Source organism: Streptomyces sp. ME19-01-6 (assembly GCF_033793745.1).
Taxonomy (GTDB): domain Bacteria; phylum Actinomycetota; class Actinomycetes; order Streptomycetales; family Streptomycetaceae; genus Streptomyces.
Window position 1 is genome coordinate 536,440 of record NZ_JARAXF010000004.1, and the last position, 23,772, is coordinate 560,211.

Here is a 23,772-nt window from a genome sequence, read left to right on the forward strand (position 1 = left end):
TGCACAACGGGACAAGGTCACCAGCTTGAACATTCGATCCTTCGCGCCTGCCGCCACGCGCAGGCAGGCACTCGCCGCGCTGGCCGCTCTCACCGCCGCCACCACCGCGGCCTGCAGCGGCTCCTCGGGGGCCTCGCCCACCTCCGCCGTCCCGGCCCGGCCGCTGTCGCCGCGCGCCGCGGAGTCGTTCGCGAACACCGAGAACGCGCTGCTGCTGCAGATCCTCGCCCACCCCGACGACGACCTGTACTTCATGAACCCGGACGCCGAGCACATGCTGACCGCCGGGGTGCCCGTGGTCTGCGTGTACGTCACGGCGGGCGAGGCGGCGGGGGTCAACCGGGAGGCCGGTACGCCCCGGCCGGGCGCGGACAAGGCCGCCTACTCGGCCGCCCGCCACCAGGGGCTGCGCCAGGCGTACGCACAGATGCTGGGGCTCGACAAGTTCACCCGCTGGCGGCGCTCGGCGATGGAGCTGCCCGGCGGCGTCACGGCGGAGACGAACGTCCTGGGGAACGGCGGGCGCAGCGTGCGGCTGATCTTCCTCAACATCGCCATGCTGTCGGCGGGGAACGTACGCATCCCACAGCTGTGGGATCTCCCGGGCATCCTCATGCGTACGCTCATCGCCGCCGACTCGCCGGTCCGGACCCCCAGCACCTACCGCCACCAGACCCTCGTCGACGTCCTCGCCGGGATCATGGACCGCTACCGGCCCACCGTGATCCACACCCTGGACCCCGACCCCGACTTCCAGGTGCACGACGCCACCCACCCCCGCGACAACGACCAGCCGGGCTGCTCCGACCACCGGGACCACACCCCGGTCGCGCTGTTCACCTGGAAGGCCATCGCGCAGTGGGCGGACGAGGTGGCGCGGCGCGAGAAGCGCGCGCCGCGCTTCACGACCACGGCGTTCCGCGGCTACTACAACCAGCGCTGGCCGCACAACCTGCCGCCCGCCGTGCTCGCGCAGAAGGCCCGCGCCGTGGCCGCGTACGGCGGCAGCCCGCTGTGGAACTGCGGCAACACGGCCGGCTGCGGCGACTACGGCCAGGGCGGCACCCACTCGCTGACCAACCGCAAGGGCTGGATCCGCTCCACCCACTACCGCTACCCCAGCGCCCTGCCCACGCCGCTCACCGACGCCGACGGCCGCCTCGTCGCGTACGGCGCGCTGGGCGCGCAGGCCGTGCGGTGGCGTGAGACCGCACCCGGCAGCGGGCGCTTCGGCGCCCCGCAGGGCCTGGGCGGGGGGCCAATGGCCCCGGCGCTGTGCGCGGTGCGGGACTCCCGCGGCCGCCATGTGCTGGTGAGCTTGCGCTTCTCCGCGCTGGACGGGCAGGGCGGCGCCAACACCCGCGAGCTGGTGGCGCTGGAGCAGCGCACCCCGGGCGGGCCGTTCCGGGCCTGGACGGGCCTCGGCACCCCCGACTCCGACCCCGAGCAGGGGCGCCGCGTCGGCTGCCCGGCGGCCGTGGCCACCCCGGACGGCCGGGTCCACCTCTTCGTACGCACCGCCGACAAGGGCCTGGCCACCCGGGTACGGGACGCGGCCGGGGCCTGGGGGCCCTGGCAGCGGCTGGACGGCGGCGAGGTCCAGGACGGGCTGACCGTGCTGCTGGACCGGCGGGCGCGGGTGCATGTCGTCGCGGCGGGCCGTGACACCGTGCACCACTGGGCCCAGGACCGGCCGGGCGGCCCCGTGATGCTCCGGCCGCTCGCGGGGCTGCCGGTGCCGGGCGAACAGCCGGGCGCGGCGCCCTCCCCGGACGGGTCGATCGCGCTGGTCTACCGCCCGCCCGCCGGTGCGGTGCCGTATCTCCACAGCGGCGGCACCTCCGTACCGCTGCGCCACTTCGAGGGCTACGGCCTGGTCACCGCCCACGCCCTGGCCGCGTCCGGGGGCCGCCAGGGCCCGCTCCTGCTGCTGGGCCGGGACCTGAACGGCGATGTCCAGGTCCAGTACGGCACGACGCCCGCCGCCAAACCGCTGCGGCCCACGAGCCGGCTGGTGCCGGTGGGCGCCCCGGCGCTGCTGGCGGGCGAGGGCGGGGAGGTACGCGTGGTGGGTATGTCCCCCGGGGCCACCCCCTGGATCTGGCGCCCCCGCGCCACGTCCGACGCGTAGGCCCTGTCTCCCCCGATCAGGCGGCTGCGGGGCGGAAGGTGCGGCGGTATGCCTGCGGGGTGACGCCGATGGCGGCGTGGAGGTGCTGGCGCAGGGAGACGCCGGTGCCGAAGCCGGCGCGGTGGGCGACGAGGTCGACGGGCCAGTCGGTGGTCTCCAGCAAGTGGCGTGCGAGGTCGACGCGTTGGCGGGTGAGCCATTGGCCGGGGGTGGTGCCGACTTCGTCGCGAAAGCGGCGGGTGAAGGTGCGCACGCTCATGTTGGCGTGGGCGGCGAGGTCGGCCAGGGTGAGGGGTTCGGCGAGGTGTTCCAGGGCCCATGCCGCGGTGGCGGCGGTGCCGGGGGCCCGGGGGTCGGGGACGGGCCGCTGAATGTACTGGGCCTGGCCGCCGTCGCGCCAGGGCGGTACGACGCAGGAGCGGGCGACCTCGTTGGCGGTCCGGCTGCCGTGGTCGCGGCGGACGATGTGCAGGCACAGGTCGATGCCCGCGGCGACTCCGGCGGAGGTGAGGATGTCGCCGTCGTCGACGAACAGGACGTCGGGGTCGACGCGGGTGGTGGTGAACATCCGCTGCAGCCGGTCGGCCTCCCGCCAGTGGGTGGTGGCGGGCCGGTGGTCGAGCAGCCCGGCGGCGGCCAGGACGTACGCGGCCGTGCAGATGCCCACGATCCGGGTGCCGGGGCGGATGGCGGCCAGGGCGTCGCGCAGCGCCCCGGGCAGGCGCCCCTCCTCGCGGATCGGGCCGAGGGCGTGGGAGGGCGGGATGACGACGGTGTCGACGCCGGCCAGCAGGGAGGCGTCGTGGGCGACGGTGAGGCCGTAGTCGGCCTCGGCGCGTACCGGGCGGCCGTCCAGGCTGCAGGTGGTCACGGTGTAGAGCGGGTTGCCCGCCCCGTCGCGGGCGGCGCCGAAGATGCGGGCGGGGATGCCGAGTTCGAACGGGACGACTCCGTCGAGGGCCAGAACGCCGACGTGATGCATGGCCGGATCCTTTCAGGCCATGACCATCAGGCCGCTACTGGGGCGCCCGCGGCTCCGGCAGCCTGAGAACGTGCCCCACCGAGCCCCAGGAATCAGGAAACGGGCACGTACGACAAGAAAAGCCACCGGAAAGAGAACGTGACCATGCCTCAGGCCACCACCGGCTCCGCCCCCGCGACCATGCGCGCCGTCTCCCAGGACGCCCCGGGAGCCCCCGACGTCCTCAAGGCCGTCGAGATGCCCCGCCCGCGGCCGGGACGGGGCGAGATCCTGGTCCGGGTGCACGCGGCGGGCGTGAACCCGGCTGACTGGAAGACCCGCGAGCGGGGTGTGTTCGCGGACGGGGCGAAGCCCCCCTTCACTCTGGGCTGGGACGTCTCCGGGGTGGTCGCGGAGATCGGCGACGGCGTGACCCTCTTCCAGGTGGGTGACGAGGTCTTCGGGATGCCACGCTTCCCGCACCCGGCCGGCGCCTACGCCGAGTACGTCACCGCCCCGACCCGTCATTTCGCCCCGCGCCCCAAGGGCCTGGACCACATCCGGGCCGGCGCCCTCCCGCTGGCCTCGCTCACCGCCTGGCAGGCCCTGGTCGACACCGCGCACATCCGGCCCGGCCAACGCGTTCTCATCCATGCCGCCGCGGGCGGCGTCGGCCACCTGGCCGTCCAGATCGCCAAGGCCCGGGGCGCCCATGTGATCGGCACCGCCAGCGCCGCCAAGCACGACCTGCTGCGCTCGCTCGGCGCCGACGAACTCGTCGACTACCGCACCCAGGACTTCGCCGAGACCGTCCGCGACGTGGATGTGGTCCTGGACAGCCTCGGCGGCCCCGACTGGGCCCGCTCCCTGCGCACCCTGCGCCCGGGCGGAACGCTGGTCTCGATCCTGCCGCTGGACGACACCTTCCCCCGCGCGGAGGCCGAAGCGGCCGGGGTGCGCGCGGTGTTCATGCTCGTCGAACCCGACCAGACGGGGCTGCGCGAGATCAGCGACCTGGTCGAGAGCGGGCGCCTGCGCGTGATCGCGGACGCGGTCTTCCCTCTTGAGGAAGCCGCCGCCGCCCACACGCTGGGGGAAACCGGCCGCACCACCGGAAAGATCGTCCTCTCCGCCGGCGCGTGACCGAGCGCCCTCCGCCGCCATGCCGACACAGCGCCCGCCGCAGACGTCAGCGCACGGCGTAGCGTCGGCGCGCGAGCAGCACGCAGGCCAGGCTGAGCAGGGCCAGCGCCGACAGGTACCAGGTCATGGCCAGGCTGTTGCCGGTCGCGTCGACCAGCCACACGATCACCACGGGAGTGGTGCCGCCGAAGAGCATCACGCCCAGGTTGTAGCTGAGCGACATCCCCGTGGCCCGGCTGGAGACCGGGAAGAGGTCGGACAGCAGCGCGGGCAGCGCCCCGAAGTATCCCGCCTTCAACACGCCGACCAGGAACATCACCGCGAGGATCACCCCGAAGCCGGGGTGTGCGACCAGGAAGGCGAAGGTCGGGTAGAGCAGCGCCAGGATCAGTGCGGCGAAGGCCGCCATGATCCGGATCCGGCCCGCCCGGTCCGACCACAGGCCGATCAGCGGGGTGACGACGGTCAGGACGGCGCCGGTCACCATGGTCGCGGCGAACCCGGTGGAGGCCGGGAGGTCCAGCTCCTTGACCGCGTAGACGGGCATGTACGTGATGAGGTACGTGATCGCGGTCGACACGGCGAGCACGCCGATCGCGAGCAGCACCCGCCCCTTGTGGTGCCGCAGCACCTCCGCCACCGGCCCCCGCTCGGGCTCCGCGTCCGCCGACCGCACGAACGCGGGGGCCTCGTCCACATGGCGGCGGATGTAGTACCCGACCGGGCCGATCAGCAGCCCGAAGAGGAACGGGACCCGCCACCCCCACGACTCCATCTGCGCGGTGGACAGCGAGCCGGTGAGGACGGTGCCGAATGTCGCGGCGAGCAGTGTGGAGACCCCCTGGCTGGCGAACTGCCAGCTGGACATGAAGCCGCGCAGCCGCGGCGCGTGCTCCACCAGGAAGGCCGTCGAGCTGCCGAACTCGCCGCCCGCCGAGAAGCCCTGGATCAGCCGGGCCAGCAGGATCGCGGCCGGGGCGGCGGCGCCGATGACGTCATACGTCGGCATGGCGGCGATCAGCAGTGTGCCCAGCATCATCAGCTTGATCGACACCATCAGCGCCGCTTTGCGGCCGACCCGGTCGGCGTACCGTCCGAGCACCACCGCGCCCAGCGGCCGTACGACGTACGAGACGCCGAAGGTGCCGAACGCCAGCAGGAGGGAGACCGTGTCGTCGGAGGAGGGGAAGAACAGCTTGGCGATGGTCGCCGCGAAGAAACCGTAGATCGCGATGTCGAACCATTCGAGCGCGTTGCCGACGGACGCGGCGATGATCACCCGATGGGCCTTGGGCGGGATGCCCGGCCCCGGCGGGTCGTCCGTTTCCGCGGCGGCTCTCGTGTCGGCGGCCGACGTGTCCATAACATTCTCCCTCTCAGTCCCGGGGCTCTCCGAGGTCCCAGAAGAGACCGGCCATGATCTGGAGCGCCTCTCGCGCCAGCGGCGCGAGCAGGTGCTCGTCCGGCGCGTGCTGGGCGCACGCGGGGTAGGAGTGGGGCAGCCAGACCGTGCACAGGCCCAGTTCCTCGGCGAAAGCGTCGTTGGGGATGGTGCCGCCGAGATTGGGCATGATGGCCGGCCGCCCGCCCCAGGTCCGCTCCACCGATTCCGCGGCCCACCGCACCCACGGCTCATCGGGGTCGGTCCTGGTCGCGGCCATGACGCGCCCGACCTCCACCGCGACCATGGGGAAGCCGTGCGCGTCGAGATGGTCGCGAAGGGCCTGCCCGGCGCCCGCCGCGTCCGTGCCGACCACGAAGCGCAACTGGCAGTGCGCGGTCGCGGTGCCGGGGATCGCGCCCACCGGCACGTCCGGGTTCCCGGCGGACAGGGACAGCACTTCGAGGGTGTTCCAGCCGATGAGCCGCTCGGCCGGGGTGAGCCCCGGCTCGCCCCAGTCCTCGTCGATGTCGGGGTCGTCGGCGCCGCCGCCGACGGGGAGGTCGGCAAGGGCGCGCCTGACGCTCGGCGGGATCTCGGGCGGCCGCAGCCCGGGGACGAGGATCCGGCCCCGGCCGTCGACCAGGGTCGCCAGGGCCGCGGCCAGCACGGTCGCGGGGTTGCGCAGCAGCCCGCCCCAGTTCCCGGAGTGGTGGGCGCCCTCGCGCAGCGCTACGCGCAGGGTGAAGTTGACCCCGCCCCGCGAGCCGAGGAACAGCGTCGGGCGGTCCGCGCGGACGCGGGGCCCGTCGGAGGCGATCAGCAGATCGGCGGCGAGTTCGGCGCGCCGCTCGGCGCAGAGCGCGCGCAGGCCGGGCGAGCCGATCTCCTCTCCGGTCTCGACGAGGACCTTGAGGTTGAACCCCAGCCGCCCGCCGCGGGCGCGCGCCACGTGTTCGAGCGCCGCCAGGTTGATGGTGTGCTGCCCCTTGTTGTCGGCGGCGCCGCGCCCGTACCAGCGGTCGCCCTCCACCACCAGCCGCCAGGGTTCGAGGCCGGGCCGCCAGTGCTCCGCGTCCCCGGGGACGACGTCGGCGTGCCCGTACATCAGCACGGTCGGCAGCCCGTCGCCCTCGCGGCGCTCGGCGAGCAGGAACGGGCCGCCGCCGGGGACGGGGTTGTCGACGATCCGGGCGGTGGCGCCGAGCCGCTCCACGGCCGGGAGCAGTTCCGCTTCGAGGTACCCGCGCAACCGGCCGTGCCCCTCGGGGTCCTGGCTCTCGGTGGGCATGGCGACCCTCCGCTCCAGATCGGCGCGGAATGCGCCGGAGTCGAAGTAATCGCAGGCATGCCGGATCGCCGTGGAGCGCGTCACCGTGCCCCTTTCTCAGAATGTGGGAATTACCGGAACGACGTGAATTCCGATATCGACCAGAGGCTAGTGAGACCGGATCGCCGGTACAATGACCGAATTTCGAAGGCGGCGTTGCCCCGTGGGCAAGGCATCGAGCCGAGAGGTCGGGGTGACGCGCGGCATGGATCTGACCGCGACATCGCTGCGCTACTTCCTGGAGGTCGCGCGGACCGGCTCGATCAGCCAGGCGTCGGAGCGGCTGCTGGTCGCGGCCTCCGCCATCAGCAGGCAGATAGCCAAGCTGGAGCACGACATCGGCGTCCCGCTGTTCGAGCGGCAGCCGCGCGGCATGGCGCTCAGCGACGCGGGAGAGATGCTGGCCGCTTATGCGCGCCGCAGCCAGCTGGAATCCGAGCAGATTCTCGCGGACCTGCGCGGCCTGGATGCCCTGAGCCAGGGCACCATCAAACTGGCGAGTTCGGAGGGGTTCGCGAGGGACTTTCTCCCGGAAGCCATTGTCGCGTTCCGCGCTTCATTTCCGCGCGTACGGTTCCGGCTGCGCGTCGCCTCCCCCGCGGACGCCACCCGGGAGGTCCGCGACGGGACCGCCGACCTGGCCGTCACCTACTCCGTCGCCCCGGAGGAGGGGGTCAGGGTGGAGTACTCACGACGGCAGCCGATCCATGCCCTGGTGCCCGCGGACCATCCGCTCGCGGAGCGCGACGAGGTGTCGCTCGCGGATCTGCTGCCGTACCCCCTCGCCCTCATGGAGCCCGGTACGACGATCCGGCAGCTGTTCGACATCTGCGTCAGCCTGGAGGGGCTGACCTTCGAGCCGGCCTTCGTCAGCAATTACTCCGGCGCGCTGCAGGGCTTCGTACAGAACCGCGGGGGCGTGACCCTCGCCGGATATCTCACCTTCCGGCGCCTGCTGCACACCGAGGGGCTGGCCTTCGTTCCCCTCAGCAATCCGGAGCTGTCCCGCCGCAGCGTGCAGATCCAGTCCATGGCCCGCCGGGTGCTGCCGCCCGCGGTCGCGGCGTTCCGCGACCATGTGATCGAGCACATTGAGGCGCCGTAGCCCTGGGCACGCCAAAGGCCCCGCTCCACCGTCCTCGCGGACGGGGTGCGGGGCCCTTGGACAGCCCGCTCCGTAGAGCGTAAGCGTCAGGTCACTTGACGATCTTGGTGACCTGGCCGGCGCCGACGGTCCGGCCACCCTCACGGATGGCGAACTTCAGGCCCTCCTCCATGGCGACCGGCTGGATCAGGCTGACCGACATCTCGGTGTTGTCGCCCGGCATGACCATCTCGGTGCCCTCGGGGAGGGTCACAACGCCCGTCACGTCCGTGGTACGGAAGTAGAACTGCGGACGGTAGTTGTTGAAGAACGGCGTGTGGCGGCCACCCTCGTCCTTCGACAGGATGTACGCCTGGGCCTCGAACTCGGTGTGCGGGGTGACCGAGCCCGGCTTGATGATGACCTGGCCGCGCTCGACGTCCTCGCGCTTGATGCCGCGGAGCAGCAGACCGACGTTCTCACCGGCCTGGCCCTCGTCGAGCAGCTTGCGGAACATCTCGATGCCGGTGACCGTGGTGGTGGTCTTCTCGGTCTTGATGCCGATGATGTCGACGGTCTCGTTGACCTTCAGGACACCACGCTCGATACGGCCGGTGACGACCGTACCGCGACCGGTGATGGTGAAGACGTCCTCGATCGGCATCAGGAACGGCTTGTCCACGTCGCGCTCAGGCTGCGGGATGGCCTCGTCCACGGCCTCCATCAGCTTGAGGACGGACTCGCCCCACTCCTTGTCGCCCTCGAGCGCCTTGAGCGCCGAGACCTTGACGACCGGGAGGTCGTCGCCCGGGAACTCGTACTCCGAGAGGAGCTCACGGACCTCGAGCTCGACGAGCTCCATGATCTCCTCGTCGTCCACCATGTCGGCCTTGTTCAGGGCGACAACGATGTACGGAACGCCAACCTGGCGAGCCAGGAGCACGTGCTCCTTGGTCTGCGGCATCGGGCCATCGGTGGCGGCGACCACCAGGATGGCGCCGTCCATCTGCGCCGCACCGGTGATCATGTTCTTGATGTAGTCCGCGTGACCCGGGCAGTCGACGTGCGCGTAGTGACGCGACTCCGTCTGGTACTCGACGTGCGCGATGGAGATGGTGATACCGCGCTGGCGCTCCTCAGGAGCCTTGTCGATCTGATCGAAGGCCGAGGCCTCGTTCAGGTCCGGGTACTTGTCGTGCAGCACCTTGGTGATCGCCGCGGTAAGGGTCGTCTTACCGTGGTCGATGTGACCGATGGTGCCGATGTTGACGTGCGGCTTAGTCCGCTCGAACTTCGCCTTCGCCACTGGGGTCCTCCTGGGGAGTGGTTCTGTACGCATCCACACTTTGCGGATGGGTTCAGGTGGTCTTACCGAACCGGCCAGGACCCCGAGGGGGATCCCCTTCGCCGTATTCGTGTGGGGGCCGGCGGCCGGGGCCCGTCACAGACGCCACGATGAGCGATCTGCGGCGGATTGCCCCGATGCCTTTGCTCCAGCCTAAAGGGTGAGAAACGCGGATGAATCCGCCTTACTCGCCCTTGGCCTTCGCGATGATCTCCTCGGCGACGCTCTTGGGAACCTCGGCGTAGGAGTCGAACTGCATGGAGTAGCTTGCGCGACCGGAGGTCTTGCTCCGCAGGTCGCCCACGTAACCGAACATCTCCGACAGCGGAACCAGGCCGGTGACCAGCTTGGCGCCACTACGGTCCTCCATGGACTGGATCTGTCCACGGCGGGAGTTGATGTCACCGATCACGTCGCCCATGTAGTCCTCGGGCGTGGTGACCTCGACCTTCATCATCGGCTCCAGCAGGGCCGGGGAGGCCTTGCGGGCGGCCTCCTTGAAGGCCATCGAGCCGGCGATCTTGAAGGCCATTTCGGAGGAGTCGACCTCGTGGTAGCCACCGTCGAGGAGCGTGACCTTGACGCCGGTCAGCGGGTAGCCCGCGAGCACGCCGAACTCCATGGCCTCCTGGCAGCCCGCGTCCACGGACGGGATGTACTCCCGCGGGATGCGGCCACCGGTGACCTTGTTCTCGAACTCGTAGCCGTCGCCCTCGAGCGGCGCGATGGCGATCTGGACCTTCGCGAACTGGCCCGAACCACCGGTCTGCTTCTTGTGCGTGTAGTCGACCCGGTCGACGCTCTTGCGGAGCGTCTCGCGGTAGGCCACCTGCGGCTTACCGACGTTGGCCTCGACCTTGAACTCACGCTTCATACGGTCGACCAGCACGTCGAGGTGCAGCTCGCCCATACCCGCGATGATGGTCTGGCCGGTCTCCTCGTTGGTCTTGACCCGGAAGGACGGGTCCTCCTCAGCGAGGCGCTGGATGGCCACACCCAGCTTCTCCTGGTCGCCCTTCGACTTGGGCTCGATGGCGACCTCGATGACCGGGGCCGGGAAGTCCATCGACTCAAGGATCACCGGGTTCGCCGGGTCGCAGAGGGTCTCGCCGGTGGTGGTCTGCTTCAGACCCATGACGGCGACGATGTCGCCGGCACCCACCGAGTCGATCTCCTCACGCTTGTTGGCGTGCATCCGGTAGATCTTGCCGATGCGCTCCTTCTTGCCCTTCACGGAGTTCTGCACCTGGGTGCCGGTCTCCATGCGGCCCGAGTACACCCGGACGAAGGTGAGCTTGCCGAGGTGCGGGTCGCTCATGATCTTGAACGCCAGGCCCGCGAAGGGCTCGTCGTCCGACGGCTTCCGCTTCAGGACCTCGTCGGGGTCCTTCACCGAGTGGCCCTCGACGGCCTCGATGTCCAGCGGCGAGGGCAGGTAGCGCACCACCGCGTCGAGCAGCGGCTGAACACCCTTGTTCTTGAAGGCGGTGCCACAGAACACGGGGGTGATCGTCGGCGAGCCCTCGGTGCCGGTGGAGGCGATGGTGATACGGCGGATCGCCGCGTTCAGCTGCTCCACGGTGGGCTCCTCGCCCTCCAGGTACAGCTCCATCATCTGCTCGTCGTTCTCGGCGACGGCCTCGAGGAGCTTGCCGCGCCACTCGTCGGCGGCCTCGAGGTGGGTGTCCGGGATGTCGACGGTGTCGTACATCTCGCCCTTGGTCGCCTCGGCGGACCAGACCAGCGCCTTCATGGTGACGAGATCGACGACACCCTTGAAGTCGGCCTCGGTACCGATCGGCAGCTGCATGACCAGCGGCACCGCGCCCAGGCGGTCCACGATCATGTCCACACAGCGGTGGAACTCGGCACCAGTGCGGTCGAGCTTGTTGACGAAGCAGATACGCGGCACGCCGTAGCGGTCCGCCTGACGCCACACAGTCTCCGACTGCGGCTCCACACCGGCCACACCGTCGAACACCGTCACGGCGCCGTCGAGCACGCGCAGCGAGCGCTCCACCTCGACGGTGAAGTCGACGTGGCCCGGGGTGTCGATGATGTTGATGGTGTGATCGACGTTCTCGAGCGGCCAGTGACAGGTCGTCGCGGCCGACGTGATCGTGATGCCGCGCTCCTGCTCCTGCTCCATCCAGTCCATGGTGGCAGCGCCATCGTGGACTTCACCGATCTTGTAGCTCACGCCGGTGTAGAACAGGATCCGCTCGGTGGTGGTCGTCTTGCCCGCGTCGATGTGGGCCATGATCCCAATGTTGCGGACCTTGGCCAGGTCAAGTGAAGTGGTGGCCATATGGCTCAGTCTTCTCTCGGTTCTCGATGGGGTAGCGACTACCAGCGGTAGTGCGCGAAGGCCTTGTTGGACTCGGCCATCTTGTGGGTGTCCTCGCGACGCTTGACGGAGGCGCCCAGACCGTTGCTGGCGTCCAGCAGCTCGTTCATCAGGCGCTCGGTCATGGTCTTCTCGCGACGGGCGCGGGAGTAGCCCACGAGCCAGCGCAGCGCGAGGGTGGAGGAGCGGCCGGGGCGGACCTCGACCGGCACCTGGTAGGTGGCGCCACCGACACGGCGGGAGCGGACCTCGAGGGTCGGCTTCACGTTCTCCAGCGCGCGCTTGAGCGTGATGACCGGGTCGTTGCCGGACTTCTCGCGCAGGCCCTCCATGGCGCCGTAGACGATGCGCTCGGCGGTGGAGCGCTTGCCGTTCAGCAGCACCTTGTTGATGAGGGACGTCACCAGAGGAGAGTTGTAGACCGGGTCGATGATGACCGGGCGCTTCGGGGCGGGGCCCTTACGAGGCATTCTTACTTCTCCTTCTTGGCGCCGTAGCGGCTGCGAGCCTGCTTGCGGTTCTTGACGCCCTGCGTGTCGAGGGAGCCGCGGATGATCTTGTACCGAACACCCGGCAGGTCCTTCACACGGCCGCCACGCACGAGCACGATGGAGTGCTCCTGCAGGTTGTGGCCCTCACCCGGAATGTAAGCGGTGACCTCGATGCCGCTGGTCAGACGCACACGCGCGACCTTACGCAGGGCCGAGTTCGGCTTCTTCGGGGTGGTCGTGAACACACGCGTGCAGACGCCACGGCGCTGGGGGGAACCCTCGAGCGCGGGCGTCTTGTTCTTCTCGACCTTGTCCTGCCGGCCCTTGCGGACCAGCTGCTGGATCGTAGGCACCGTTTCTCCGGTTTCTGTGTGCCAGTCTCGATAAAGCTAACCTGGGGTTTCTCCGACCCACGAGGTCGGGTGTGTCGCGATCTCCACACGCTTCCCGCGGGGCGGAAAGTGCGATCGGATCGGCGTGTCGGCCTCGGCGTCCCGCGTACTTGGCGCCCTCCGACCTGAGTCGGCGGGGGCGCGCACGCAAGGACCCGGGCACACCCCAGGCACAAGGTCTGAGCGTACCTACCTCATGGACTTCGGTCAAAACAAATGCGGCGGGCCCCGACACGCCGGATTTGCCCGCCTGCGTCTCGCCCCTCCACAGGTCCCCGCGGCGTGTCGCCATTACCTGTCGGTCGGCTTCTGTACCTTGTTGTTCTTCTGCGGCACTCCGTGTGACGGGGAGATGACATGGCGCAAGCGGACATACTCAAGGACGGCGGCCTCGAAGGCGGCCTGGACGACCGAGTGCCCTTCCTGGCCCGGCTGGAGCGGGACGACCGCGTCGCGCTCCTCGCCCTCGGCAGGGTACTCGGATTCACCCCTCGGGTGCCCCTCATTCACCAGCACGAGCCGTCGTCCCACATCCTGCTCATCCTCCACGGCTGGACCAAGGTCACCGCCGCGGCGGCCAACGGCTACGAGGCCCTCCTCGCGCTCCGCGGCCCCGGAGACATCATCGGCGAGTCCTCCGCCCTCACCGGGCGCCCGCGCGCCGCGACGGTCACCGCGCTGGAGGCCGTCGAAGCCGTGGCAGTCGAACACGACCGCTTCCGGGACTTCCTCGGGCACTCCCCCGAGGCCTCGCTGACCCTGCTCAAACTCACCACCGACCGCATGCGCGCCGCCGACCGGCGCCGTCTGGACTTCGCCTCGCTGACCGTGCGGGAGCGCTTCGCCGTGCTGCTGCTCGACCTGGCCAGGACCCACGGCCGACGGACCCCGGAGGGCATCGAGCTGGCCGTACCGCTGAGCAAGCAGGAGCTCGCCGGTTCCATCGGCGCCTCCCGGGAGATGGTGCAGCGCCTGCTGAAGGAGCTGCGGGAGCGCCGGGCGGTGGCCACGGGGCGCCGCATGCTGGTGATACTCCGACCCGACATCCTGCGGCAGGTCGCTCGGTCCGCCTGACCGCCTCTCCCGACCCGGCCCTCCCCGACCGACCGCCCCCGCGGCGCATCCGAACCGACCGTGCACGGGAACTGTGCACACGGTCACACTTCCACTGCGTCATCCGCCCTCACACCGGCCTCGCCCGGCACGCCACGCTGCCACGCAGGCACCCAAGTGAGAGGCGACCATGACCGATCCCGTCAGCCGCACCATCTTGCTCTTCGACATCGAGCGGTACAGCGACCGCGACGACGTGGAGCAGGCATATCTGCGACGCATGCTGTACGACGTCGCTGACCGCACCCTGGACGCCGCCGGCATCGACGAGACCCAGCGGCAGCGCGCCGACCGCGGCGACTCCGTCATGGAACTCATCGAGTCGGGGGCGTCCGTCACCGCACTGCTGCGCGCCCTGCTCAACGAGACGCCGGTCCAGCTGCGCGCCATCAACCGGATGGCGGCCAAGAGCGCACAGATCCGGCTGCGGGCGGTCGTGGCCACCGGCTTCGTGGCCATCGACGGTCAGGGCGGCTGGGTCGGCTCCGACCTCAACCACGCCTGCCGGCTGCTCGACGCGAAGCTGTTGCGCGCCGCGCTCGCCGAGCGGGACAACGACTTCGCTCTCTGCGTCAGCGACTCCGTACACCTGGGCATCGTCCGGCACGGCCACGCCGGTGTCCCGCCGGAGGACTTCCACCCGGTCACCCTGGACAGCAAGAACGGGCCGCTGGGCGCATGGCTGCACGGGCCGCTGCCGGACGCGCCGCCCGAAGCGCTGCCGGAAGCGCTGCCGGGTGACGGCCGGAACCCCGGCCAGGGCCGAGGTCCTGAGGCGGGGCGGCCCCCGGCCCCCGCACCGCCCACGGCGCCGCACGGCTCCGGCCCCGCCTTCCACTTCACCGGCGGCGCCCCTTCCTTCGGCGGCAGCCTCGTCGCGGGCGATCAGCACGGCGTCTCGGGCGGGACCGTGCACGGTGACGTGCACCTCGGCGGCATGGACCGAGGCGGCTCCCGATGAGCGTGCCCGACTCCGCTCCCCCGGCAGCGCCCGACGACGCCGAGCGGCCCGGGGAGATGGGACGGCCCCCGCAGGCGGAGGACTCCGGACCGGAGGAACAGCCGCAGAAGGCACGAGAGGCCCGGCGCGAACTGTACGGCCACGCCCCGGAGTTCATGTTCGAGGCGTCCGCCGCCTTCGGTGGCTCGCTGATCGGCGGCAGCCAGCACGGCGTGTCCGGCGGGCAGGTCCACGGCGATGTGGTCATGGGCGGCAAGATCGAGCACCACCACCATGGGGCGGCCGGGCCCGCGCACGCCTCCGGCGAGATCCCCACCGCCGAGATCGAAGCCCTCGACGAGGTCTTCCGGGAGAGCGGCGCCTTCACCACCGCCCTGGACCGGATGCGCACGGACCGGTATGTCGTCCTCGCCGGTGCCCACTCCACCGGCCGGCACGCGGCGGCCCTGATGCTGCTGCGCCGACTGGGTATCACCACCGTCCGGGCGCTCGACCCCGAGGTCTCTCCCGCCGCGCTGCGCGACCAGCTGGGCGATGCGCCCGGCCATGTGCTGTGCGACCTGGTCATCCGTCGCGGCAAGCCCCTGCGCGGGACCCATCTGCTGGCCGTCCGGGAGCGGCTGGAGAAAACGGGCGGCCATCTGGTGATCACCGTGGAGCGCGACGCCCCCTTGATCGGGGTCACCCCCGTCCCCTGGAAGCCGCCCCCGGCAAAGGACGTTCTGCGCGCGCATCTGGTCAAACTCGTGGACGCCCCTGCCATCGACCGGCTCATGACCCTCGAACCGGTGCGCGGCTTCCTCGCCCAGGACCACCGGGTGGCGGACGTCGTCTCCTTCGCCCGGGAGCTCGCCTCGTACGACCGCGGCCTGGAAGCGACCGGCCTGGAGGAGTTGGCCACCTTCAGCCGCAGGACCGTCGAGAAGCGGGTCCGCCAGTGGTTCGCGGATCCCGGGCTCCCCCTGCGCGAGAAGGCGTTCCTGATCTCCCTCGCGGCCTTCGACCAGGCCCCGTACCCGCTCGCCGCCGCGCTCGCCGACCAGCTCTACGCCCTGCTGCAGGAGGTCCAGAACCCCACCGTGACCCCGGAGGTCCCGGTCTTCGGACCGGCCGCCGACGACCGTCTCCAGCACGCCCACGCCCGAGGCCGCGAGGAGCACGAGAACACCGAGTGGGGTCCGGTGCCCCAGTTCGTGACGGGATTCCAGGACAGCCACACGGCCCGCTTCCTCCTGGCCGAGACGTGGACCGCCCATCCGTCCGCGCGCCCCGCCCTGGTCCGCTGGGTCCAGGAGCTCGCCCGCGACCGCCACCCCGTCGTGCGGACCCGGGCGGCCGCGACCGCCGCCCTGCTCGCCGCCGCCGACCTGCCCTCGGCCATGGCCCTGCTGATCGACGGCTGGGCCACAGCCCGCGCCTTCGCACCACGGCTGGTCGCCGCCAACGCCCTCACCCTCGCCCACCTGTCGGGCGCTCCCGCGGTCCCCCGCATCCTCAGCCAGTGGTGCTCCGATCCGCACCCCGCCCGCCGCTGGACGGCGATCCGGGCCTATGCGCTGCTCGCCCCGCTCCGCCCCGACCAGGCGGGTCAGGCCCTGGAGGCGCTGGCCGCCCGCGCCCGCGAGGACGCGAGCAACGAGGCCGAGTGGCACCATCTCACCCAGTCGGCCGCGCTGCTGCTGACCGCCGGCAGCCGCGAGGCGATGCTCGCCGAGCTGGTCCGGTTCTTCCGGCAGGAAACCTCCGCGGTCCGCGCGCTCGTCCTCTCCGCGTTCCTGACCGCCTGCGAGCCGGACGAGGACGGACTGCTCGCCTGGTTCACGGAGGACGGCGGCCGGGCCGAGGCCGCCCTCCGCGACCTGGCCACCTTGTGGCGGGCCGCCCTCGACGACCGCGTCCACACCAAGGACGCGCTCGGCCGGCTGCGTACCTGGGTGTACGAGGCCGACCGGCACCCCTCAACGGAAGAGGCCGTCGCCGCCCTCCTCCCGGAGCTGGCCGTCACCACCGATGAACTCGCCCGGCTCGGCCATCTGCTGCGCACCATGCCGGGCGAACACGGCGGGCCGCCGCCGGGCGCCGCGGCCCGGCTGCTCTCCGCGCTCACATCCCGCTGATCCACCGTTCGACCACCGAGGAGATGACCCCATGGCGGACCTTCGCCGTCAGCCCGAATGGCGGCAACAAGCCGACCGCCACACCCATTTGATCGACCCCGTGCTGACCGTCCGGCCGATCTCACGGTTCGAGTACACGGCCCGAAGGCCGGCCGTCGCCATCGATCACGCCCTGGTCTTCGTGACCGCCAGGGGCTCGTACGACACCTACATCCCGCCGCACCGGCCCAGCCGCGCCGACTCCGCGACCAGGCGCCACACCGCGGTCTACGAGGTGGACATGGGCAGCCACCCCGTGCGGCTCGAGCTCGAACTGCCCAGCAGCGACGACGCCTTCCACTTCCGCGCCACCGCCGAACTCACCTGGCGGGTCGCCGACCCCGCGTGCTTCGTGGCCGGCGGCGAACGCGATGTGCCGACACGGCTGGACCGGGAGTTCCAGCAGCTCGCCCGGCCGGTCAGCCGCGGCTTCTCCATCGAGGACAGTGCCGCCGCCGAGCGGGCCGTACAACTCGCCGTCGACGGCGGCGCGTTCGCCACGGGGATCGGGCTGCAGGTCACCTGCGTGGCGCGGCTACGGCTGGACGACGAGGCGATCGCCCACCGCAAGGAGCTGCGCAGCCTCCGCTACGCGGGCGAGCTGCTCGATCCGCAGCATGAACTGGAGCTGCGACGGCAGCACCATCAGCACCAGCTGGAGCTGCTCCGCGCCCAGCAGACGCAGGAGATCAACGCGCAGAAGATCGCCTTCTACCAGTACCACCTCCAGCAGGGCGGGGTGGCCGCCTGGGCGCTCCACCTGGCGGAACACCCGGAGGACTCGCGGCTGGTGATGGAGAGCATGCGGGCGGACCAGCTGGCGCTGATCAAGAGCCAGCTGGGGGTGGCCACGGAGCTGCTCAAGGGCGAGGGCGTCGAGGACTACCAGAAGGAGGAGCCGAGGCGGCTCGCGTTGCAGGTGGTCAACGACATCCTCAACCAGCGGCTGCCGGGGGTGGCCGAGCCCCCGGCGTACGGCCCGCCGCCCGGCGAGGCGGGCGGCGAGCTGCCCTCGGGCGCGCCACCGCAGTCCGGCCCGTACGCGCCGCCGCAAGCAGGCCCCTACGCACCGCAGCCCGGCGCATACCCACCGGTGGCCCCACCTGCCCCACCCGTACCGCCGGTGCCGCCGCCCCCGCCGGTTCCGCCCGCGGCCTCGGCACCGCCCGCCGAGGAGGCGGACTCGCCATGACCGACGACCCCGCACCCGCGCCCGATCCGGCCGGCGCGCGGACCGCCCAGCGTCTGCTCATCGAGCTACGCGCCGAGATCGCCCACGCCGACGGCAAGGCCGCCGTGCTGGTCGCGGTGCTCGGCATGACGACGGGGATCTTCACCGGGCTGCTCGCCAACAGCCAATGGAACCCGAGCGAACTGTCCACCCCGAGCGCCATCGTCTGGTGGACGGGCACGCTGGCCCTCGCGCTGGCCCTGTTCGCCCTGGTCATGGCCGTGCTGCCGCGGTACGGCCACGGCGCCTGGGCGCCGGGACAGCCGCTCGCCTACTTCGGCGACATCCAGCGCGCCGCCCGGCAGGGCCACCTGGCGACCGCCCTCACCGACACGGCACGCGCCCCCGTCTCCGGACTGATGACCGCACTCATCGAAACCAGCCGCATAGCCACCCGGAAACACCAGTGGATCCGCACCGGGCTGATCGCCTTCGGCTGCGGTGCGGTGCTGCTTCCGGGGTCGCTGCTCGCGGGCTGATCTCTCCCGGCACAGAGGAAGGCCATGTCCCAACCCCCAGAGCCCCAGTACCCCACACCCCGCTCCCCGCAGGCGCCACCGCCTCCATACCCGCAGACACCACCGCAGTACCCCCAAGCGCCCCAGTACCCGCAGCCCCCCGCGTACCCCCGGCAATCCGCGCGCCCGCAAGAGCTGCCGCCGCCACCGCCGCCCCGACCCGCCCCGCCCCAGCCTGCCCCGCACCCCCATGAGCTGCGGTTCGAGCGCCGCCGCGTCCACATCTCCGAGCACCAGCGCGGCGCCGACGACGCCGCCGTCGGCGGTCTCCTGCTGTATGTGCCCAACTTCCTGTGCAGCTTGTTGGTCGTCGGTCTGGTGGCCACGTTCCTCGGCCTCTTCGGCATCGTCCTGGTGCTGGCCTGGCTGGCCAGCGGCGCGCTCGTCTTCCACCGGCCCACCGAGCGCCTCATCGCCCGGCTCCTGCTGAAGCTCCGCCCTCCCACCCCTCAGGAGCTGGCCAGGCTCGCGCCGGTCTGGCAGGAGGTCATCGCACGGGCCGGTATCGAGGCGCACACCTATGAGCTCTGGGTCGAGGACAGCGACGAGGTGAACGCCGTCGCCGCCGCCGGCCACATCGTCGGCGTGACCCGTTTCTCGCTCGAGCAGTTGCCTTCGGGACAGCTCGCCGCCGTACTCGCCCATGAGCTCGGCCACCATGTCGGCGGGCACACTTGGTCCAGCCTGCTCGGCTACTGGTACGCCCTCCCCGGAAGGCTCGCCTGGAACCTGATGCTGATCCTGGCGTGGGTCGCCTTCCAGGTGTCCCGCCTCTTCTCCTGGGCCGGGCCCGCGATCGTGGCACTCGTCCTCGGCTGCGCGGCGTTCGTGGCGGTGGGCTCCCTGTACGGGCTGCCGCTCCTGCTGCTGGTCGTGCCGTATCTGCTGGCCGCTGTCGGCCGCCGCGCGGAGTTCCACGCCGACCGGCAGGCGGCGGCGCTCGGCTTCGCGCCGATGCTGGCCGAGGTCCTGGGCCGGCTGCACGCCGCACAGCAGCATGCCGCGGCGGTCGCCGCGGCGAGCGGGCGGCCGGTGGAGCGGAAGGGCGCACTGGCCCGGTTGCTCGACTCCCACCCCGACTACCACGCCCGGCTGAACCGCCTGCTGCCCTACCTCCAGCCGCCCGGCTGAGCCACGCGGAAACGCCGCAGGGCGGCCACCCCGGAAGGGGGACCGCCCTGCGACCGTTTGGAACGGGATTACTGGTTGTACGGACCGTAGTCGTAGTCCTCCAGCGGGACCGCCTGGCCGGAGCCCGTGCCGAAGGGCGAGTAGTCGATGTCGTCGTAACCGACGGCCGAGTACATCGCGGCCTTCGCCTCCTCGGTCGGCTCGACCCGGATGTTGCGGTAGCGGGACAGGCCCGTACCGGCCGGGATGAGCTTACCGATGATCACGTTCTCCTTGAGGCCGATCAGGGAGTCCGACTTGGCGTTGATCGCCGCGTCGGTGAGCACCCGGGTCGTCTCCTGGAAGGACGCCGCCGACAGCCAGGACTCGGTCGCCAGCGAGGCCTTGGTGATACCCATCAGCTGCGGACGGCCGGAGGCCGGGTGGCCGCCTTCCTGGACCACACGACGGTTCTCGGACTCGAAGCGCGAGCGCTCCACCAGCTCGCCCGGCAGCAGCTCGGCGTCGCCGGACTCGATGATCGTCACCCGGCGCAGCATCTGCCGGATGATGATCTCGATGTGCTTGTCGTGGATCGACACACCCTGCGAGTTGTAGACCTTCTGGACCTCGCCGACCAGGTGCACCTGGACGGCGCGCTGGCCGAGGATGCGCAGCACGTCGTGCGGGTTGATGGCGCCCAGGGTCAGCGGCTGGCCGACCTCGACGTGATCGCCCTCGTCCACCAGCAGACGGGCTCGCTTGGAGACGCCGAAGGCCGTCTCGTCGGAGCCGTCGTCCGGAGTGACGACGAGCTTCTTGGTCTTCTCGGTCTCCTCGATCCGGACGCGGCCGGCCGCCTCCGAGATCGGGGCGACACCCTTGGGCGTACGGGCCTCGAAGAGCTCGACGACACGCGGCAGACCCTGGGTGATGTCGTCACCGGCCACACCACCGGTGTGGAAGGTACGCATCGTCAGCTGGGTGCCGGGCTCACCGATGGACTGGGCGGCGATGATGCCGACCGCCTCGCCGATGTCCACCAGCTTGCCGGTCGCCAGCGAGCGGCCGTAGCAGAAGGCGCAGGTGCCGACGGCGGACTCGCAGGTGAGCACCGAACGCGTCTTGACCGTCTCGACGCCGTGCCGGACGAGCTGGTCGATGAGCACATCGCCCAGGTCGACGTTGGCCGGCGCGATGACCTTGCCGTCCACAACGACGTCCTCGGCGAGCATGCGCGCGTACACGCTGGTCTCGACGTCTTCCGTCTTGCGCAGCACACCGTCGGCGCCCTTGGTCGCGATCGCGAGCTTCAGACCGCGCTCGGTGCCGCAGTCCTCCTCACGGATGATCACGTCCTGGGAGACGTCCACCAGACGACGGGTCAGGTAACCCGAGTCGGCGGTACGCAGCGCGGTGTCCGCGAGACCCTTACGGGCACCGTGGGTGGAGATGAAGTACTCCAGCACGGAGAGACCCTCACGGAACGACGCCTTGATCGGCCGCGGGATGGTCTCGTTCTTCGCGTTGGACACCAGACCACGCATACCGGCGATCTGACGCATCTGCATCATGTTTCCGCGCGCGCCCGAGTCGACCATCATGAAGATCGGGTTGGTCTTCGGGAAGTTCGCGTTCATCGCCTCGGCGACCTCGTTGGTCGCCTTGGTCCAGATCGCGATGAGCTCCTGAGTGCGCTCGTCCTTGGTGATCAGACCACGCTCGTACTGCTTCTGGACCTTCTCGTCCTGCGCCTCGTAGCCCTCGATGATGGCCTTCTTGGCCTCGGGGACGACGACGTCGGAGATCGCGACGGTGACACCGGAGCGGGTGGCCCAGTGGAAACCGGACGCCTTCAGGTTGTCCAGGGTCGCCGCGACGATGACCTTCGGGTAGCGCTCGGCGAGGTCGTTGACGATCTCGGAGAGCTGCTTCTTGCCCACCGAGTAGTCGACGAACGGGTAGTCCTCGGGCAGCAGCTCGTTGAAGAGCGCGCGGCCCAGGGTGGTGCGCAGCCGGAAGCTGTCGCCCGGCGTCCAGGCACCGCCCCCAAGCCCGTCGTCCCCTGCCTCCGCGACCGGCGGGGTCCAGCCACGCGGCGGAACCGTACCGATCGGGAAGCGGATGTCGATCTTCGCCTGGAGCGAGAGCTCGCGGGCGTCGAACGCCATGATCGCCTCGGCGGTGGAGCCGAAGGAACGGCCCTCGCCGATGACCTCGCGCTCCTCCTCGTCGGTGGTGAGGAAGAAGAGGCCGAGCACCATGTCCTGGGTGGGCATGGTCACCGGGCGGCCGTCGGCCGGCTTGAGGATGTTGTTCGAGGACAGCATCAGGATGCGGGCCTCGGCCTGGGCCTCCGCGGACAGCGGCAGGTGCACGGCCATCTGGTCACCGTCGAAGTCCGCGTTGAACGCGGTGCAGACGAGCGGGTGGATCTGGATGGCCTTGCCCTCGACCAGCTGCGGCTCGAAGGCCTGGATGCCGAGGCGGTGCAGGGTCGGCGCACGGTTCAGCAGCACCGGGTGTTCGGCGATGACCTCTTCGAGCACGTCGTACACGACCGTGCGGCCGCGCTCGACCATGCGCTTGGCCGACTTGATGTTCTGCGCGTGGTTCAGGTCCACCAGGCGCTTCATCACGAACGGCTTGAAGAGCTCCAGCGCCATGGCCTTGGGCAGACCGCACTGGTGCAGCTTGAGCTGCGGGCCGACGACGATGACCGAACGGGCCGAGTAGTCGACTCGCTTACCGAGCAGGTTCTGACGGAAACGACCCTGCTTACCCTTCAGCATGTCGCTGAGGGACTTCAGCGGGCGGTTACCGGGACCGGTGACCGGGCGGCCGCGGCGGCCGTTGTCGAACAGCGCGTCGACGGCCTCCTGCAGCATCCGCTTTTCGTTGTTCACGATGATCTCGGGGGCACCGAGGTCAAGGAGACGCTTGAGGCGGTTGTTGCGGTTGATGACACGGCGGTACAGGTCGTTGAGGTCGGAGGTCGCGAAGCGGCCACCGTCCAGCTGCACCATCGGACGCAGGTCCGGCGGGATCACCGGGATGCAGTCCAGCACCATGCCGTTGGGGCTGTTGCGGGTCTGCAGGAAGGCGGAGACGACCTTGAGGCGCTTGAGCGCACGGGTCTTCTTCTGACCCTTGCCGGTCCGGATGATCTCGCGGAGCTTCTCGGCCTCCTCGTCGAGGTCGAAGGACTCCAGGCGCTTCTGCAGGGCAGCGGCGCCCATGCCGCCCATGAAGTACGTGCCGAAGCGGTCACGCAGCTCACGGTAGAGCAGCTCATCACCCTCCAGGTCCTGGACCTTGAGGTTCTTGAAGCGGTTCCACACCTCGTCGAGACGGTCGATCTCGCGCTGGGCGCGGTCGCGCAGCTGCTTCATCTCGCGCTCGGCGCCCTCGCGCACCTTGCGGCGCACATCGGCCTTGGCGCCCTCGGCCTCCAGCTCGGCGAGGTCCGCCTCGAGCTTCTTGGCGCGGGCCTCCAGGTCGGCGTCGCGGCGCTGCTCGATCTGCTGGCGCTCGACGGAGACATGGGCCTCCAGCGAGGGCAGGTCGCGCGTGCGGCGCTCGTCGTCCACCCACGTGATCATGTAGGCGGCGAAGTAGATGACCTTCTCGAGGTCCTTCGGGGCGAGGTCGAGCAGGTAACCCAGTCGGCTGGGCACGCCCTTGAAGTACCAGATGTGGGTGACGGGAGCGGCCAGCTCGATGTGGCCCATCCGCTCACGGCGCACCTTGGCGCGGGTGACCTCGACGCCACAGCGCTCACAGATGATGCCCTTGAAGCGGACGCGCTTGTACTTCCCGCAGTAGCACTCCCAGTCCCGGGTCGGACCGAAGATCTTCTCGCAGAAGAGTCCGTCCTTTTCGGGCTTGAGGGTGCGGTAGTTGATGGTTTCCGGCTTCTTGACCTCACCGTGGGACCACTGACGGATGTCATCAGCGGTGGCGAGGCCGATCCGCAGCTCGTCGAAGAAGTTGACGTCGAGCACTTGTCGTCAATCCCTCTTTCAGGGTCGTGTCTTCGGGTCTGACTGGGGGTCCGGGGAGAGGCCGGGGCGGTCGC

17 protein-coding genes are annotated in these 23,772 nt (G+C 70.5%); 9 read left to right on the top strand and 8 right to left on the bottom strand.

The window, feature by feature from the left end; all coding sequences use genetic code 11:
• The first annotated feature begins 25 nt into the window (after positions 1-25).
• Positions 26-2,131 carry a PIG-L family deacetylase gene (locus tag PV419_RS12505; protein ID WP_319688031.1) on the top strand — a complete coding sequence of 702 codons (2,106 nt, stop codon included), beginning with the start codon at positions 26-28 and terminating at the stop codon, positions 2,129-2,131.
• A gap of 16 nt (positions 2,132-2,147) precedes the next feature.
• Here the strand turns inward: PV419_RS12505 and PV419_RS12510 are convergent, their stop codons facing one another.
• Positions 2,148-3,113 (bottom strand): GlxA family transcriptional regulator, encoded by a 966-nt coding sequence (locus PV419_RS12510; protein ID WP_319688032.1) that lies wholly within the window; start codon positions 3,111-3,113, stop codon positions 2,148-2,150.
• 144 nt (positions 3,114-3,257) lie between these two features.
• Between PV419_RS12510 and PV419_RS12515 the strand changes: the two genes are divergently transcribed.
• The gene (locus PV419_RS12515) at positions 3,258-4,235 is read left to right on the top strand and encodes an NADP-dependent oxidoreductase (RefSeq protein WP_319688033.1); all 978 of its coding nucleotides are present in this window, start codon (positions 3,258-3,260) and stop codon (positions 4,233-4,235) included.
• 46 nt (positions 4,236-4,281) lie between these two features.
• Here the strand turns inward: PV419_RS12515 and PV419_RS12520 are convergent, their stop codons facing one another.
• Positions 4,282-5,598 carry an MFS transporter gene (locus tag PV419_RS12520; protein ID WP_319688034.1) on the bottom strand — a complete coding sequence of 439 codons (1,317 nt, stop codon included), beginning with the start codon at positions 5,596-5,598 and terminating at the stop codon, positions 4,282-4,284.
• Between the two features lie 13 nt (positions 5,599-5,611).
• Positions 5,612-6,991 carry a M20 family metallopeptidase gene (locus PV419_RS12525; RefSeq protein ID WP_319688035.1) on the bottom strand — a complete coding sequence of 460 codons (1,380 nt, stop codon included), beginning with the start codon at positions 6,989-6,991 and terminating at the stop codon, positions 5,612-5,614.
• 160 nt (positions 6,992-7,151) lie between these two features.
• Here PV419_RS12525 and PV419_RS12530 point away from each other — a divergent pair, with 160 nt between their 5' ends.
• Positions 7,152-8,051 (top strand): LysR substrate-binding domain-containing protein, encoded by a 900-nt coding sequence (locus PV419_RS12530; protein ID WP_319688036.1) that lies wholly within the window; start codon positions 7,152-7,154, stop codon positions 8,049-8,051.
• Between the two features lie 91 nt (positions 8,052-8,142).
• On the opposite strand, the gene tuf is transcribed toward PV419_RS12530, so the two are convergent.
• From tuf to rpsL, 4 genes are all read right to left on the bottom strand, one after another.
• Positions 8,143-9,336 (bottom strand): elongation factor Tu, encoded by a 1,194-nt coding sequence (gene tuf, locus PV419_RS12535; protein ID WP_319688037.1) that lies wholly within the window; start codon positions 9,334-9,336, stop codon positions 8,143-8,145.
• 223 nt (positions 9,337-9,559) lie between these two features.
• On the bottom strand, positions 9,560-11,683 hold the full coding sequence (gene fusA / locus PV419_RS12540; protein WP_319688038.1) for an elongation factor G: 2,124 nt from the start codon (positions 11,681-11,683) through the stop codon (positions 9,560-9,562).
• A 38-nt stretch (positions 11,684-11,721) separates the two neighbouring features.
• Positions 11,722-12,192: a 30S ribosomal protein S7 gene (rpsG, locus tag PV419_RS12545; RefSeq protein WP_014178748.1), complete on the bottom strand. Its 471-nt coding sequence runs from the start codon at positions 12,190-12,192 to the stop codon at positions 11,722-11,724.
• Between the two features lie 2 nt (positions 12,193-12,194).
• A complete protein-coding gene (rpsL, locus tag PV419_RS12550) occupies positions 12,195-12,566 on the bottom strand; it encodes a 30S ribosomal protein S12 (RefSeq protein ID WP_003948652.1) in 372 nt (123 codons plus the stop codon).
• A 396-nt stretch (positions 12,567-12,962) separates the two neighbouring features.
• Here rpsL and PV419_RS12555 point away from each other — a divergent pair, with 396 nt between their 5' ends.
• The 6 genes from PV419_RS12555 to PV419_RS12580 all read left to right on the top strand — a co-directional run bounded on the left by PV419_RS12555 (position 12,963) and on the right by PV419_RS12580 (position 19,715).
• Positions 12,963-13,679 carry a Crp/Fnr family transcriptional regulator gene (locus tag PV419_RS12555; protein WP_319688039.1) on the top strand — a complete coding sequence of 239 codons (717 nt, stop codon included), beginning with the start codon at positions 12,963-12,965 and terminating at the stop codon, positions 13,677-13,679.
• A gap of 169 nt (positions 13,680-13,848) precedes the next feature.
• Positions 13,849-14,679, top strand: a complete 831-nt coding sequence (locus PV419_RS12560; RefSeq protein WP_319688040.1) for a hypothetical protein — start codon at positions 13,849-13,851, stop codon at positions 14,677-14,679.
• Positions 14,676-16,796: a hypothetical protein gene (locus tag PV419_RS12565; RefSeq protein WP_319688041.1), complete on the top strand. Its 2,121-nt coding sequence runs from the start codon at positions 14,676-14,678 to the stop codon at positions 16,794-16,796. The genes PV419_RS12560 and PV419_RS12565 overlap by 4 nt, the downstream gene beginning before the upstream one ends.
• Before the next feature lie 31 nt (positions 16,797-16,827).
• Positions 16,828-18,027 (top strand): PE-PGRS family protein, encoded by a 1,200-nt coding sequence (locus tag PV419_RS12570; RefSeq protein ID WP_319688042.1) that lies wholly within the window; start codon positions 16,828-16,830, stop codon positions 18,025-18,027.
• Positions 18,024-18,545: a Pycsar system effector family protein gene (locus PV419_RS12575; protein WP_319688043.1), complete on the top strand. Its 522-nt coding sequence runs from the start codon at positions 18,024-18,026 to the stop codon at positions 18,543-18,545. The genes PV419_RS12570 and PV419_RS12575 overlap by 4 nt, the downstream gene beginning before the upstream one ends.
• 24 nt (positions 18,546-18,569) lie before the next feature.
• On the top strand, positions 18,570-19,715 hold the full coding sequence (locus tag PV419_RS12580; RefSeq protein ID WP_319688044.1) for a M48 family metalloprotease: 1,146 nt from the start codon (positions 18,570-18,572) through the stop codon (positions 19,713-19,715).
• Positions 19,716-19,783: 68 nt separating this feature from the next.
• On the opposite strand, the gene PV419_RS12585 is transcribed toward PV419_RS12580, so the two are convergent.
• Positions 19,784-23,698, bottom strand: coding sequence for a DNA-directed RNA polymerase subunit beta' (locus PV419_RS12585; RefSeq protein ID WP_319688045.1), 3,915 nt, complete (start codon positions 23,696-23,698; stop codon positions 19,784-19,786).
• Between the last annotated feature and the right edge of the window lie 74 nt (positions 23,699-23,772).